12 protein-coding genes and 1 rRNA gene are annotated in these 14,660 nt (G+C 68.4%); all 13 read right to left on the bottom strand.

Going from position 1 to position 14,660, the window contains the following annotated elements:
- Positions 1-233: ribosomal RNA gene (locus BW971_RS20700) — 16S ribosomal RNA — on the bottom strand; the annotation flags it as partial.
- Between the two features lie 462 nt (positions 234-695).
- Complete coding sequence (gene tyrS / locus BW971_RS20695; protein ID WP_076482975.1) at positions 696-1,991, bottom strand: tyrosine--tRNA ligase; 1,296 nt, start codon at positions 1,989-1,991, stop codon at positions 696-698.
- Between the two features lie 27 nt (positions 1,992-2,018).
- Positions 2,019-2,642 (bottom strand): DNA-3-methyladenine glycosylase, encoded by a 624-nt coding sequence (locus tag BW971_RS20690; RefSeq protein WP_234974532.1) that lies wholly within the window; start codon positions 2,640-2,642, stop codon positions 2,019-2,021.
- Positions 2,639-2,866 carry a Trm112 family protein gene (locus BW971_RS20685; RefSeq protein WP_076482974.1) on the bottom strand — a complete coding sequence of 76 codons (228 nt, stop codon included), beginning with the start codon at positions 2,864-2,866 and terminating at the stop codon, positions 2,639-2,641. The genes BW971_RS20690 and BW971_RS20685 overlap by 4 nt, the downstream gene beginning before the upstream one ends.
- A 105-nt stretch (positions 2,867-2,971) precedes the next feature.
- On the bottom strand, positions 2,972-5,956 hold the full coding sequence (locus BW971_RS20680) for an AMP-binding protein (RefSeq protein ID WP_076482982.1): 2,985 nt from the start codon (positions 5,954-5,956) through the stop codon (positions 2,972-2,974).
- A 102-nt stretch (positions 5,957-6,058) separates the two neighbouring features.
- Positions 6,059-7,498: an argininosuccinate lyase gene (gene argH / locus BW971_RS20675; RefSeq protein ID WP_076482973.1), complete on the bottom strand. Its 1,440-nt coding sequence runs from the start codon at positions 7,496-7,498 to the stop codon at positions 6,059-6,061.
- Positions 7,495-8,694, bottom strand: a complete 1,200-nt coding sequence (locus BW971_RS20670) for an argininosuccinate synthase (protein WP_076482972.1) — start codon at positions 8,692-8,694, stop codon at positions 7,495-7,497. The genes argH and BW971_RS20670 overlap by 4 nt, the downstream gene beginning before the upstream one ends.
- 95 nt (positions 8,695-8,789) lie before the next feature.
- Positions 8,790-9,314, bottom strand: a complete 525-nt coding sequence (locus BW971_RS20665) for an arginine repressor (RefSeq protein ID WP_076482971.1) — start codon at positions 9,312-9,314, stop codon at positions 8,790-8,792.
- A gap of 11 nt (positions 9,315-9,325) precedes the next feature.
- Positions 9,326-10,249, bottom strand: coding sequence for an ornithine carbamoyltransferase (gene argF, locus BW971_RS20660; RefSeq protein WP_076482970.1), 924 nt, complete (start codon positions 10,247-10,249; stop codon positions 9,326-9,328).
- On the bottom strand, positions 10,246-11,433 hold the full coding sequence (locus tag BW971_RS20655) for an acetylornithine transaminase (RefSeq protein ID WP_076482969.1): 1,188 nt from the start codon (positions 11,431-11,433) through the stop codon (positions 10,246-10,248). The genes argF and BW971_RS20655 overlap by 4 nt, the downstream gene beginning before the upstream one ends.
- Positions 11,430-12,347 (bottom strand): acetylglutamate kinase, encoded by a 918-nt coding sequence (gene argB / locus BW971_RS20650; protein ID WP_076482968.1) that lies wholly within the window; start codon positions 12,345-12,347, stop codon positions 11,430-11,432. The genes BW971_RS20655 and argB overlap by 4 nt, the downstream gene beginning before the upstream one ends.
- Positions 12,344-13,597 (bottom strand): bifunctional glutamate N-acetyltransferase/amino-acid acetyltransferase ArgJ, encoded by a 1,254-nt coding sequence (argJ, locus tag BW971_RS20645; RefSeq protein WP_076482967.1) that lies wholly within the window; start codon positions 13,595-13,597, stop codon positions 12,344-12,346. The genes argB and argJ overlap by 4 nt, the downstream gene beginning before the upstream one ends.
- Positions 13,594-14,631 (bottom strand): N-acetyl-gamma-glutamyl-phosphate reductase, encoded by a 1,038-nt coding sequence (gene argC / locus BW971_RS20640; protein WP_076482966.1) that lies wholly within the window; start codon positions 14,629-14,631, stop codon positions 13,594-13,596. Before argC ends, argJ begins: the two co-directional genes overlap by 4 nt.
- Between the last annotated feature and the right edge of the window lie 29 nt (positions 14,632-14,660).

Below are 14,660 nucleotides of genomic sequence, written 5' to 3'. Positions count from 1 at the left end.
AGGCCGCGGACTCATCTCGCACCGAAAAACTTTCCACCACCAGACATGCGCCCAATGGTCCTATCCGGTATTAGACCCAGTTTCCCAGGCTTATCCCAGAGTACGAGGCAGATCACCCACGTGTTACTCACCCGTTCGCCACTCGAGTACCCCGAAGGGCCTTTCCGTTCGACTTGCATGTGTTAAGCACGCCGCCAGCGTTCGTCCTGAGCCAGGATCAAACTCTCCATGAAAACACATCAAAAACACCCCACCACCACAACAGCAGCAGAGCCCTTTCAACACAACATTCCCAGCAGAGAAAAAATCCCAACACCAAAAAAAACAACAAAAACTAGCATCAAAAACTCACAAAACAATCTGATGCCACAAAAAATGGCACCAAACAATCCATCAACACACTATCGAGTTCTCAAAGAACACACACCCACCCCACCAACACCCACACCGGGCACCAGCCAAAGCAAGCACATATTATCCGTCACACCCACACGAGCGCAACTTTTCCAGCCTACCACAGCCGCGACTCGCACACAAATGCTTGCGTTCTGGCCGTGTTGTGGTCGAAGACACCTGAGCGAGCCGAACTCCCCGGGCTGTTCGCTCCGGGGCGGTTGTTCTCTCCGTGGTGCGACGATTAAGTTACACACGTCGAAACAGGGCGTCAAATCGCCTGGTCAGCGAGCTTTCGACGTTTACACATCACCCGGCTGCGACGGCGTCAGGTGGGCCCCCGCAACGTTCTTCTTCCCGCGTCGGACCACCAACCACCCGTGCAGCGCATCGTCTTCGGCCGCGGTCCACTCGGGATCGCCGATCTTGACGTTGTTGACGTAGGCGCCGCCCTCACCGATGACCCGCCGTGCCGCCTTGTTGCTCTCACACAGCCCGGTCGACACCAACAGCTCGACGATTCCCGGGTGCTCCCCTGCCCCGAACTCCGCGACCGTGGTCTCGGCGAGTGCCGCGGCGAGCGTCCGCTGGTCCAATTCCCTCAGGTCAGCGCGGCCGAACAGCGCCTGACTTGCGAGTTCGACCGCCTTGGTGGCCTCCGCTCCGTGGACCACAGTGGTCAGCTCGGCGGCCAGAGTCTTCTGTGCTGCGCGCCGATGCGGCGCGTCGGCGGTGGACTTCTCGAGTTCCTCGATCTGTTCACGATCGAGGAAGGTGAACCACTTCAGATACCGCACCACGTCGGCGTCGGCGGTGTTCACGAAATACTGGTACCAGGCGTAGGGGCTGGTCAGGGTGGGATCGAGCCACACCGAACCGCCACCGGTGGACTTACCGAACTTCTTGCCGTCCGACGACGTCACCAGCGGCACCGTCAGGGCGTGCAGCGGCTCGGTACCCAGCCGCCGACCCAGGTCGACGCCGGCCACGATGTTGCCCCATTGATCTGACCCGCCGATCTGCAACAGGCAACCGTGGTTGCGATGCAGTTGGACGAAGTCGTTGGCCTGCAGCAGCAGGTAGCTGAACTCCGTGTAGCTGATGCCGTCACCGTCCAGACGGCGGCGAACGGTGTCCCTGGCGAGCATGACGTTGACCGAGAAGTGCTTGCCGACGTCGCGGAGGAACTCCACCACCGACAGCGGACCCGTCCAGTCGAGGTTGTTCACCAGCAGTGCACCGGTCGGCGAGTCGTCGAACTCCACGAAACTGCGCAGTTGCCCGCGAATGCTCTCGGTCGCCGCGGCGACCGTCTCCGGTGACTGCATGGTTCGTTCCCCCACGTCGCGCGGGTCGCCGATCATCCCGGTCGCGCCGCCGGCCAGGACGATCGGCCGGTGACCGGCGAGCTGGAAACGACGCAACGTCAACAACGGCATCAGGGATCCCGCGTGCAGACTCGTCGCGGTCGGATCGAATCCGCTGTAGAGCGTGATGGGTCCGGCCGAGAGCGCGACGCGCAGTTCGTCGACGTCCGTCGACTGTGCGATCAGATCCCGCCAGAGCAGTTCGTCGATGATGTCGGCCACGGTATCGATTCTGTCAGGTCACCCCGGCCGCGCGGTTCACCAGTCCTCGTCGCCCTCGTCGACGGCCCTCGGTGACCGCTTGTACGCCGAGACCGCAGGTGACGAGGGCAACCAGAGTCGCCACGGACGTCGGCTGGCGCGACTCACCCCGACACGCGGACCTTCGGCAACGGCCTCGTCCGATCCGGTGAGATCGAGCCGCAGGTGCGCGTTGCGGTCGAGCAGGTCGGTGCCGTTGTCGGCGAGTGTCACGCCCACCGCAGCGCCCAGATTGCCGGGACCCCGGGCTCGGCGGGCGCCGGGCACCCCGGGTCGGCGGTCGGCGACCTCGTCGTGTCCGGCCGTCACCTCGGCGGCCCGCAGCAACACACCACCGCATTGGCCCACCGGACCGTAGGTGACATTGGCGCAGAGATGGATGCCGTACGAGCGGTAGACGTACAGATGCCCGGCGCGACCGAACATCACCCGATTGCGGGGCGTCGGACCTCCGAACCCGTGCGAGGCGGGGTCCGGGAACGGAGACCCGGGTGGACCTCCGTACGCCTCCACCTCGACGATCCGGAACTCGCCATCACCGGCACGCAGTCGTGACCCGAGGAGATGCCCCGCCGCGACAAGGGGATCACCGGTCGACAGCGGATGATCGGTCCGGATCACTCCTGGGAGGTCCCGCCCACTTCCTCACCGCGGGTGACCAGCGTCTCGTGTTCGGCGTCGTCGACCGGTCGGGCCTCGGAGATCAGCATCACGGGTATGCCCTCGGAATCGATCCGGTAGGCAACCCTCAGTCGCGGGTTGTACAGCGTGTCGTCGAGGTGGAGCAGGGGCCCGTGATCCTGCGGGCAGACCAGCCGCTCTCGCAACGCCGGATCCAGCGCCATGTCGGTCTCCTTCTCTCTACGACACACAACGGTCGACCGTCCCGACGGCCGACGTGGTCGACCCTATCGCGCGGACCCGGACCGGTGACCGACCGCAGGACGAGCTCAAGCCTGCGCGCTCCCGCGCGGCATCGGTGCCGGTGCGGCCCAGCTCAATTCGGCGGCCGCGGTCTTCGTGTACTTGCGGTAGCGGCCGTTCTCGTCCCGATACCAGACCCGCGGCCCCGGCGTGGGCAGTCCCTGCCTGCGGAATTCGGCCACCAGAGGTCGATAGGAGCGCGAGATCGGGATCTCGTCGACGAACCAGATCAGGTGCGGTCGTTCGGCGAGCGGAAGACCGGCCAGCGCGATCCGTAGAGCCGACACCGTCGGTGGGCTCGCGTCGCCGCGGGGTGCGATCACCGCGACCGCCAGGGTCCGCCCCGGTTCGCCGTGTCCATACAGCGCAGCCCGACCCACGACGGGGATCTCGGTCAACGCCGCGATGATCGGTTCCTGGTAGACGGGACCATCGCTGGACTTGATGATCCCGGCCACGTTTCCCAGAAACCAGAAATCACCGTCGGAGTCGCGTCGGAACAGGTGACCGCTGCTCTCCCAACGATCCCCGCGCGAGAAGACGTCGCGTAACACCATGCCGCCCATCTCGTAGCGCTGACGGGTCTGGGCCAGCAGCACCCCGACCTCGTCGACCGCGGCCTCCCGGACGAAGCCGCGACCATCGACGTCGTACTGTTCGGCGTCGACGTCGTAGGCGGCCACCCGGACCCTGTTGGTCTCGGGTAGCGGTCGTCCCATCGCCCCGACCTTGGTGCCGGTCACGTTGGCGAGGATCGCCGAGCCGTCCGCGGTGGCGAAGAACTCCAGAACGTTCGCCGTCGGGAAGCGCTCGAGCACCCGCTTCCACAACCCGCGTGGCATGCCCGACCCCATGAACAGGCGGATGGGGTTGTGTTTGCCGATCGACAGGTCGTCGGCGTCGAGGACGTCCTCCATCATCGTCCACGTATAGGAGACGACGGTGATGCCGTAGCGATAGACCTCGCTGGCGAACCGTTCCGCGGAGATCTCCGACGAGAGCGCGATACGGGCACCGCCGGCGACGGTGGCACCCAGAGTGGTCAGCAGACCCGCCGCGTGGTGCAGGGGCGTCAGACAGTAGACGGTGTCGTTGTCACTCAATCGGGCCGCGGACGCCGCACCGAAGGCTGACATCGCCCATCGGTGGTTGGTCACCGGCCAGCGTTCGAGGTGTGCGTCCACGCGCGTGAACAGGACGAAGGCCAGGTCGGCGGCGAGCCCGGGATCGGGCCGGTACCAGGACGGTATCTCGACGGCGTCGGGGTCGATGAGCTCCATGTCGACGATGCCGTCGCCGTAGGCCTGCGGTTGGTCACGACTACCGCCGCCGAGCAGCAACACCCGATCGGCCAGTCCGCGGATCTGGTCGACGTGTACCGGGTCGACCATGACCACCGAGCACCCACCGCGGTGGATCATCTCCGGCAGTTCGTCGTTGGGACCGAGCAGGACGCACACCGCACCCAGCCGGGACAGCGCGGCGATCGCGACCAGCGCGCTGGGGCGAGTGGCCATCAACACACCGACGTGCTCCCCAGGGCGCACACCGCAGTCGATGAGGCCGGCGACGACGTTGTCGATACGGGTGTTGACCTCGGTGTGGCTGAGCACCCGGTCCTCGAAGAGGAACAACTCTTCCGCGCCGGCCTTCTTGGCGTTCTCGTTCATCAGCTTGCCCAGCGAGATCCGCGTGCCGGGCTGGATCTGACCGAGCCTGACGAGGCGGGGCAGCGTGCGCACGGACTCGCGGACCACCGCTTCCGACGTCCGGCGCACGCTGTTGACCAGCTCGATCGCCTCGCGTCCCGCGGTGGCGCCGGTCTCGGCGACCGCGCCGAGACCGTGGGTCATCCGCGACGACAGGCTGACGCCCGAATGTCCGACGGCCTCGTCGGAGTTCTCGGCCATCGGTACCACCGCCGCGGGTTGGTCTCCGGCGCCGTCGCGCCAGCGAATCCATTCCGCGGTCGTGGGCCACGTGCGTGCGCCCGCGGTCGAACCCACGACCAGACCGAAGTGTCCGGTCGGGAGGATGGATTCGTACACATCCGCGCGGGGTGCGGCGCGCACGATACCGCGCACCGCGATGGGCTGGCCGATGTCGTCGGCCTCACCGACGAAGGCCAACACCGGACTGGTGATCTCCGCCAGGGTCACCGTGCGGTCGCGGATGATGAAGCCCCCGGAGACCATCCGATTGTGCGCGACGAACTGACGTAGCAGCTCCGCCACCGCCGGCCCCGACCACGCGACCCAGCCGTCCGCCTCGAGGAAGCGACGTTGATCCTCTCGCGGCAGCAAGGCGTCGCGGTCGTGCAGCTGCAGCAGGAAGTCGATGCGGCTCTTGGCCGCCTTCACCGGGTCCAGCAACTGGAAGCCGGTGCGGGCCAACCAACCGGGGACCGCGATGCGATTGAACACATTGTCGGCGAGCAGTTGTGCACCGGGCGCGACGATGGTCGCGGGCAAGCCCAACGGCAGGGCGGCGAGTACGTCCACCGGACTGCCGAAGGTGATGACGCTGGCGATGTCCTTGGACCGGCGATACGCCGCGGCCTGATAGGCGAACATCCCGCCCTGCGAGTAACCGCCGAGGTGGACGGGCTTGCCGGTGGCCTCGCGGACCAGCTCGATCACCTCGTCGATGGCCACGATGTGGTCGGCGAGGGTGCGGGCCATCCCACCCACCTCTTTGTCGGGTGAGCCGAAGTCGACCACCCAGCAGTCGATGCCGTTGCGATGCAGCACCGACACCGCGCCCTTGTCGGGAGTCACGTCGTAGACGTTCGCCGAGACCATCATCGGCGGGATCAGGATCACCTGCGGACCGTCCGCGAGGTCACGGGGGAAGTAGCGTCGCAGCCGGTACATCGAGGTCGTCTCGGCGATCTGGAACGGGGCCGGCTCGGTGCCCGTGTCCAGGCCACCCATGCGGAGGACTTCCAGCCCGTTCTGCGCTGTCGCCAGGACACGTTCGACGGCGAGGCCCACGTTGGGCAAACCACGCATCACCTGCCACCTTCCCCGCGCCGCGGGCGCACATCCCGACTCCGACCGGGCACCGTACCGCGACCCGAACACACAGACCCCCGCCGGGTGATCACGATCACTCTACTCGGCGCCGGCCGACTCCCATTCCCGGAACCGCCGGGAGGTGTCGCGCACCCGGGCGAGCTGTTCGGCAACCCGCACCGGGGCGGTACCGCCTCGGGCATCGCGGGAGGCCACCGAACCGGTGACGGTCAGGACCTCCCGGACCGCAGGGGTCAACGCGGGGTGAATCGCGGTGAGCTCGGCGTCGACGAGACCGTCGAGTCCCACACCCCGTTCCTCGGCGACACGCACGCATGCACCCGCGACCTCGTGGGCGACCCGGAACGCCACCCCCTGACGGACCAACCACTCGGCGATGTCGGTGGCCAGGCTGAACCCGGCAGGCGCCAGCTCGGCGAGCCGATCGGTGTGGAACTCCAGCGTTGCGACCATGCCCGCCAGCGCCGGGGTCAGCATCTCCAGTTGCGCGACCGAGTCGAAGACCGGTTCCTTGTCCTCCTGCAGATCGCGGTTGTAGGCCAGCGGCTGGGCCTTGAGGGTCGCCAACAACCCGGTGAGGTTGCCGATCAACCGACCGGCCTTGCCGCGGGTCAGTTCGGCGACATCGGGGTTCTTCTTCTGCGGCATGATCGAACTGCCGGTCGACCAGGCGTCGGCGAGGGTGATGTACCCGAATTCCGGTGTACTCCAGACGATCACCTCCTCGGCCAACCGGGACAGGTCGACGCCGGCCATCGCCAGCACGAATGCGGCCTCGGCGGCGAAATCACGTGAGGCGGTGGCGTCGATGGAATTGTCCGCGGCCGCGTCGAAGCCGAGGTCGGCGGCGATCGCATCCGGGTCGAGCCCCAGCGACGACCCGGCCAACGCGCCGGATCCGTAGGGTGACACCGCGGCCCGCCGGTCGAAGTCCCGTAGCCGCTCCACATCACGGAGCAGCGGGTGGGCGTGTGCGAGCAGCTGGTGGGCCAGCAGCACCGGCTGGGCGGCCTGCAGGTGGGTCTTGCCGGGCATCACCGCCTCGGGGTGGGCAGCGGCCTGCGCGACGAGCGCGTCCACCACGTCGAGCAGTCCGGTGGCAACCCGGCGGACGGCGTCCCGCAGCCACATCCGGAACAGCGTGGCCACCTGGTCGTTGCGCGATCGTCCGGCGCGCAGGCGCCCACCCACCTCGGGACCGACCCGGTCGATCAGTCCGCGTTCCAGGGCACCGTGCACGTCCTCGTCCGACTCTGCGGGCACGAAGTGACCGCTCGCCACGTCGTCGGCGAGCCGTTGCAGGCCGTCGAGCATGGTGGTCAGGTCATCGTCACCGAGCAAACCCGCGCGGTGCAGCACCCGGGCGTGCGCCTGCGATGCACGGACGTCGTAGGGCGCCAGCACCCAGTCGAAGTGGGTCGACTTGCTCAGCGCCGCCATCGCGGCGGCAGGCCCGTCGGCGAACCGGCCGCCCCACAGCGAACCCTCGTTGGTGCTGTTCGGGTGGTCGCGGCTCACCGATCGAGATCCCGTTTTGCCGCGATCTTCGACGACAGTCCGTGCAACTGGACGAAGCCCTTGGCGTAGGACTGGTCGAAGGTGTCGCCTGCGTCATAGGTGGCGAGGTTGAAGTCGTAGAGCGACTCGGCACTGCGCCGGCCGTTGACCACGACGGTGCCGCCGTGCAGCACCAATCGGATGTCGCCGGAGACGTGTTCCTGGGTGCTGCCGGTGAAGGTGTCCAACGACGACTTCAGCGGGGAGAACCAGAGCCCGTCGTAGACCAGCTCGGCCCACTTCTGGTCGGTGTGGCGCTTGTAGCGCCCCAGTTCGCGCTCCAGGGTCACGTGCTCGAGTTCGGAGTGCGCGGTGATCAGCACCATCGCGCCCGGCGCCTCGTACACCTCCCGGCTCTTGATGCCGACGAGTCGGTCCTCGACCACGTCGAGCCGCCCGACGCCCTGGGCGCCGGCACGGCGATTCAGTTCCTCGATCGCCTGCAGCACGCTGACCGGATTGCCGTCGATCGCGACCGGGCGCCCCTTGTCGAAGCTGATGATCAGTTCGTCGGGCGTGGACCAGTTGAGCGTCGGGTCCTCGGTGTAGTCGTAGACGTCCTTGGTGGGCGCGTTCCACAGGTCCTCGAGGAAACCCGTCTCCACGGCGCGACCCCACACGTTCTGGTCGATGGAGAACGGCGACTTCTTGGTCACGTTGATCGGGATGCCGTTCTCCTCGGCGAAGGCGATGGCCTTCTCCCGGGTCCAGGCGTAGTCGCGTACCGGGGCGAGCACCTCGAGTTCGGGGGCCAGCGAGCCGAACCCGACCTCGAAGCGGACCTGGTCGTTGCCCTTGCCGGTGCAGCCGTGTGCGACGACGGTGCCGCCGTGGTCGCGAGCGGCCTCGACGAGATGTTTGGCGATCAACGGCCGCGAGATCGCCGACACCAGTGGGTAGCGGTCCATGTACAGGGCGTTGTTCTGGATGGTCGGCAGGCAGTACTCATCGGCGAATTCGTCGCGGGCGTCCACGACGACCGCCTCCACCGCGCCGCAGTCGATGGCGCGTTGACGCACCACCTCCATGTCCTCGCCGCCCTGGCCGAGGTCGATGGCGACGGCGACCACCTCCTTGCCGGTTTCCTTGCCGATCCAGCTGATGGCGACGGAGGTGTCCAGGCCGCCGGAGTAGGCGAGGATGACGCGTTCGGACATGTGTTGTGTGCTCCTTGCTCGTGGCGCGGTGCGGCGCCGGGTTGTCGGTGGACGTGGTCTGTCACGGTGCGGGCTGCTCACCCCGCGACGACCACTCAGACCAGGTCGGCGATCTGTTCGGCCAGTTGGGCCCCGGTCAGTGGTTCGCGAGCGACGATGAAGATCGTGTCATCGCCCGCGATGGTGCCGACCACCCCGGGCAGGCTTGCCCGGTCCAGAGCGCTGGCCAGGTAGTGGGCGGCCCCCGGTGGGGTGCGCAGCACGGCCAGGTTGCCGCTGCTGTCGGCGGAGGTCAGCAGTTCGCCGAGCATGCGGGACAACCGGTCGGTCCCGCCGGCCACACCGCGGACCGGCGATCCGTCCTCGGGCACCACGTACACCCCGGCCCCACCGTCGGCGGCACGCAGTTTCATCGCACCGAGTTCGTCCAGATCGCGAGAGAGGGTGGCCTGGGTGGCGTCGATGCCGTCGGCGGCGAGCAACGCCTGCAGCTCGGTCTGGCTGCGCACCTGGCGCTGGGACAGCAGTTCGACGATGCGGGCGTGCCGTCCGGCGCGGGTCATCGCCGACCGAGGCGGTCCACCGACCTGCGCCGATCCCACGGCCACATCGTCGGACATCAGCTCCCGCCTCACTGGTTCGCCAGCAGCCAGGCCAGCAACGCCTTCTGGGCGTGCAACCGGTTCTCGGCCTCGTCGAAGACGACGCTGCGCGGACCGTCGATCACCTCGTCGGTGATCTCCTCGCCGCGGTGGGCGGGTAGGCAGTGCAGCACGATCGACGCCGGGTCGGCGAGCGCGACCAGGTCGTCGTTGATCTGATATGGCCGGAACGGCGCGGCACGGTCCCTGCCGTCCTCCTCCTGCCCCATCGATACCCAGGTGTCGGTGACCAGTACATCGGCTCCTGCCGCCGCGGTCCGTGGATCGGCGTCGACGACCACCGAGCCACCGGTGGCCTCGGCGATCGCACGCGCATCGTCGACGATGGCGGGGTCGGGAGCGAAACCGTCGGGCGCGGACACGATCACCCGCATCCCGGCGGTCACCCCGCCCAGCATCAGCGAATGCGCCATGTTGTTCGCCCCGTCGCCCAGGTAGGTCATGGTCAGGCCCGCGGTACGGCCCTTGTGTTCGACGATGGTCTGCAGGTCGGCGAGCACCTGGCAGGGGTGGAACTCGTCGGACAGCGCGTTGACCACCGGCACGGTGGCGGTGGACGCCATCGCCTCGAGTCGCTCCTGGCCGAAGGTGCGCCAGACGATCGCCCGGACGAAGCGGGAGAGAACCCGTCCGGTGTCCTCCAGGGTCTCGTCGCGGCCGAGTTGGGTACTGCGGGCGTCGACGACCACCGCGTGCCCCCCCAGTTGGGCGACACCGACTTCGAAGGAGAACCGGGTGCGGGTGGAGTTCTTGTCGAAGATCACCCCGACCCCCTGCGGGCCGTCGAGCGGCCGCTGCGAGAACGGCGCCCGCTTCAGCTCGGCGGCGAGGGCCAACACCTCGGCTTGTTCGGCGGGGGTGAGGTCGTCGTCGCGCAGGAAGTGCCGGGTCATCGCGTGACCTCCGGATCGTGGGCGGCATCCAGGATGCCGGGCAATGCGCCGACGAAGGCGTCGGCCTGCTCGTCGGTGAGCACCAACGGCGGCGCCAACCGGATGACGTCGGCGGCGGGAGCGTTGATGAGGAACCCGGCGTCGCGGGCCGCGGCCTCCACGGCGGCCGCCCTCTGCGCGGTGAGCACCACACCGAGCAGTAGTCCGGCACCCCGCACGTGCGACACCAGCGGATGTCCCAGCTCTTCGATGTCGGTGGCGAATTTCTTGCCCAGCAACGCCGTTCGTGCCACCAGGTCGCGGTCGTCGAGTTCGCGCAGCACGGCCAACGCGGCCGCGGCGCAGACCGGGTTGCCGCCGAAGGTCGTCCCGTGCTGGCCGGGTTCGAGTAGTCCGGCGGCCGGGCCGGTGGCCAGGCACGCCCCGATCGGCAGCCCCCCGCCGAGCCCTTTGGCCAGGGTCACCACGTCGGGCACCACACCGACGGCCTGGTGGGCGAAGAAATTGCCGGTCCGTCCCACACCGGTCTGCACCTCGTCCAGAACCAACAGTGCTCCGTTGGCCGTGGCGATCTCGCGGGCTGCGGTCAGGTAACCGTCGGGAGGCACCACCACCCCCGCCTCCCCGAGGATCGGTTCGAGCACGATCGCGGCGGTCTGCTCGGAGACCGCCGCCCGCAGGGCGTCGATGTCGCCGAAGGGCACATGACGTACACCCGGGGGCATCGGTTCGAACGGGGTCCGCTTCGCGGGTTGTCCGGTCAGGGCCAGGGCGCCCATCGTCCGGCCGTGGAACGCCTTCTCGGCGGCGATGATCTCGGGCCGTCCGGTGCGTCGGGCGATCTTGAACGCGGCCTCGTTCGCCTCGGCGCCGGAGTTGCAGAAGAACACGCGGCCGGGTTGGCCGAATCGCGCGACGAGTTCCTCCGCCAGCCGGACCACCGGCTCCGACAGGTACAGGTTGGACGTGTGGCCGAGGGTGCCGAGTTGGGTGGTCACCGCGGCCACCACCGCCGGGTTCGCGTGTCCGAGGACGTTGACGGCGATCCCGGCGAGCAGGTCGATGTATTCCTTCCCGTCGGCGTCGCGGACCACCGCACCGTCGCCGGAGACCAACGCCACCTTCGGTTGGCCGTAGGTGTTCATCACGCTCTCCGACCACCGCCGGGCGAGGGGTTCGGTCATGAGGTCGCCTCCTCGATGATGTCGACGGTCGGCTGGGCTGCGGTGTCGCGCACGACCATCGTGCCGATCCCCTCCGCGGTGAGCAGTTCGAGGAGCACAGCGTGTGGGACCCGGCCGTCGATGACGTGGGCCTGCGGGACGGTGCCGGTGACGGCACGCAGACACGCCTCCATCTTCGGCACCATGCCCGCGTCGAGACGCGGCAGCAGCGCGCCGAGCGCCCCCACGCCGATCCGGGACACCAACGAACCGCGGTCCGGCCAGTCGGTGTACAGGCCCTCGACGTCGGTGAGCATGACGAGACGTTCGGCGCCCAGCGCGTCGGCCAGCGCGGCGGCCGCGGTGTCGGCGTTGATGTTGTGCACCACGCCGCCCGCGTCCGGGGCGATCGACGAGACGACCGGGATCCGGTCGGCGGCGATGAGGTCCGTGACCGCGGCCGGACTGACCGAGGTGACGTCACCGACGAGCCCGATGTCGGTCGCCTCACCGTCGACGAGCACCGTCCGACGGGTCGCGGTGAACAGGTGGGCGTCCTCGCCTGTGATACCGACCGCATACGGTCCGTGGGCGTTGATCAGGCCGACCAGTTCGCGACCGACCTGACCGAACAACACCATCCGGACCACGTCCATCACCTCGGGGGTGGTGACCCGGAAGCCGCCACGGAACTCGCCGGTGAGTCCGAGCCTGCCGAGCATCGCGGTGATCTGCGGACCGCCGCCGTGGACGACCACCGGATGGATGCCGCAGGTTCGCAGGAACACCATGTCCCGGGCGAAGGCGGCCTTGAGGCCGTCGTCGACCATGGCGTTGCCGCCGTATTTCACCACGACGATCCGGCCACTGAGTCGTTGCAGCCACGGGGTCGCCTCGGCGAGTACGTGCGCCTTGTCCAGCGCGGTCATCGTCATGACGAGTAGGCCGAGTTCTCTTCGACGTAGGCGTGCGACAGATCGGTGGTGCGGATGGTCGCCGCACCCGGACCCAGCCCCAGGTCGACCGTCACGTCGATGTCCGCGCCGGACAGGTCGACGTCGCGGGCTCCCGCCGCGCCACAGCCGTTCTCACAGACCAACGCACCGTTGAAGCGCACCGTCACACGGTCGGGGTCGAGGTCGATGGGCGCGATACCGACGGCGGCGAGCACCCGGCCCCAGTTGGGGTCGGAACCGAACAGCGCCGTCTTCACCAGACTGTCGCGGGCGATGGTGCGGGCGCCCGCGAGGGCCTCGTCGTCGGAGACGGCTCCGGTGACGGTGATGATGATCCGTTTGGTCACCCCCTCGGCGTCGGCCATCAGTTGCGCGGCGAGATCGTCACACACCGCGAACACCGCGTCGTCGAGCTGACCCTGCGTCGGGGTCACCGCCGACGCGCCGGAGCTCAGCAACAGCACGGTGTCGTTGGTGGAGGTCGAGCCATCGATGTCGAGGCGGTCGAATGTGCCTGCGGTGGCCCGCCGGAGGGCGGTGTCCAGGGCCGCGGCGTCCACCGCGGCGTCGGTGGTGAGGACCACGAGCATGGTCGCCAGGGACGGCGCCATCATGCCCGCACCCTTGGCCATCCCGCCGATGTTCCATCCGCCGGGATGGTGCACCGCAGCCTGCTTCGGCACGGTGTCGGTGGTCATGATCGCCCGGGCCGCATCGGTCCCACCGGACAGGCCACCGCCCATGTCCTGCACGATCGTGGTGACCCCGGTGAGCACGGCGTCCATCGGCAGACGGTCCCCGATGAGGCCCGTGGAACACACCGCCACCTCGACGGCGCCGGTGTCGGTACCCCAGTTGCTCATCGCGGCGGCGACAGCCTCGGCCGTGGCGTGCGTATCGGCGAACCCGGCAGGCCCGGTGCAGGCGTTGGCGCCGCCCGAGTTGAGGATGACCGCGCGGAGACGTCCCGTGGTGAGCACCTGCTGAGTCCACAACACCGGGGCGGCCTTGACCTTGTTACGGGTGACCACGCCCGCGGCGGAGTATTCGGGACCCTCGTTCACCACCAGCGCGAGATCCGGTCGGCCGGAGGCCTTGATACCCGCCGCGACCCCCGCGGCACGGAACCCCAGGGGTGCGGTGACGCCCTGGTTCCGGACGATCGGCGGCACCGTGGTGTCACCGGTCGCCGACGCGACGATGGCGGCTCGCTGCACGTGATTCGTCATGGCGCCACGCCCACGGTGCTCAGACCCTCGACTTCGTCGAACCCGACGGCCAGGTTCATCGATTGCACGGCCGCCCCGCCGGTGCCCTTGGTCAGGTTGTCGATGGCCCCGACAGCCACGAAGGTGCCCGCCTGCTCGTCGACGGTCACGCTGAGTTGTACGGCATTCGACCCGACCACGGCGCCGGTGGTGGGTAGGGCACCGTCGGGCAGCAGGTGGATGAACGGTTCGTCGTCGTAGGCCTTCTCGTACACGGCACGCGCCTCCGCCGCGCTCGCGGTGGTGCGAGCGGTACAGGTGGCCAGGATGCCCCGCGCCATGGGCACCAACACGGGGGTGAAGGACACCGCGACCGGTACCTCGGCGACCCGGGACAGTGCCTGCCCGATCTCCGGGGTGTGCCGGTGGGCACCTCCGATGCCGTACGCCCGCGCCGATCCGATCACCTCGGCGGCCAGCAGGTTCGCCTTCGGCGCGCGGCCGGCCCCGGACGCACCGCTCACGGCGACGACGGTCACATGCGGTTCCACCAGCCCGGAAGCCACCGCAGGCAGCAGCGACAGGATCGACACCGTCGGGTAGCAACCAGGCACCGCGATCCGGGTGGCACCGGTGAGCACCTCGCGGTTGCCGGGCAACTCGGGGAGCCCGTACGGCCAGTGCCCGGCGTGGTCGCTGCCGTACCAGCGCTCCCAGTCCGCCGGATCCTCCAGTCGGAAGTCGGCGCCGCAATCGATGACCAGGGTGCTCGGCGACAACGCGTCCGCCATGGGTCCCGACGACCCGTGCGGCAGACCGAGGAACACCACGTCGTGCCCGGCGAGTGCCTCGGGCGTGGTCTCCTGCAGCACCCTGTCGGCCAGCGGCAGCAGATGGGGTTGGTGTTCGGCAAGCGTGGTCCCCGCGTTACCGCCCGCGGTCAGCGCACCGATCTCCAACTCTCCCGATCGCAGACGCGGATGCCCCAACAACAGTCGCAGGATCTCTCCGCCCGCGTAGCCACTCGCGCCAGCCACCGCCACCGTCGTCGTCATACGGTTCATTATGCAGGGTGATGCAAGTT

It is taken from the genome of Williamsia sterculiae (genome assembly GCF_900156495.1).
Taxonomy (GTDB): Bacteria; Actinomycetota; Actinomycetes; order Mycobacteriales; family Mycobacteriaceae; genus Williamsia_B; species Williamsia_B sterculiae.
This window is presented reverse-complemented; position numbering and strand designations above follow the sequence as displayed.

Excerpts from the sequence above, each read along its gene's own strand:
- BW971_RS20685 (WP_076482974.1), bottom strand. The coding sequence starts at position 2,866 with ATGGCGCTGGATCCGGCGTTGCGAGAGCGGCTGGTCTGCCCGCAGGAT.
- BW971_RS20680 (WP_076482982.1), bottom strand. The coding sequence starts at position 5,956 with ATGCGTGGTTTGCCCAACGTGGGCCTCGCCGTCGAACGTGTCCTGGCG.
- BW971_RS20670 (WP_076482972.1), bottom strand. The coding sequence starts at position 8,694 with ATGTCCGAACGCGTCATCCTCGCCTACTCCGGCGGCCTGGACACCTCC.
- BW971_RS20665 (WP_076482971.1), bottom strand. The coding sequence starts at position 9,314 with ATGTCCGACGATGTGGCCGTGGGATCGGCGCAGGTCGGTGGACCGCCT.
- argF (WP_076482970.1), bottom strand. The coding sequence starts at position 10,249 with ATGACCCGGCACTTCCTGCGCGACGACGACCTCACCCCCGCCGAACAA.
- BW971_RS20655 (WP_076482969.1), bottom strand. The coding sequence starts at position 11,433 with ATGACCGAACCCCTCGCCCGGCGGTGGTCGGAGAGCGTGATGAACACC.
- argB (WP_076482968.1), bottom strand. The coding sequence starts at position 12,347 with ATGACGATGACCGCGCTGGACAAGGCGCACGTACTCGCCGAGGCGACC.
- argJ (WP_076482967.1), bottom strand. The coding sequence starts at position 13,597 with ATGACGAATCACGTGCAGCGAGCCGCCATCGTCGCGTCGGCGACCGGT.
- argC (WP_076482966.1), bottom strand. The coding sequence starts at position 14,631 with ATGACGACGACGGTGGCGGTGGCTGGCGCGAGTGGCTACGCGGGCGGA.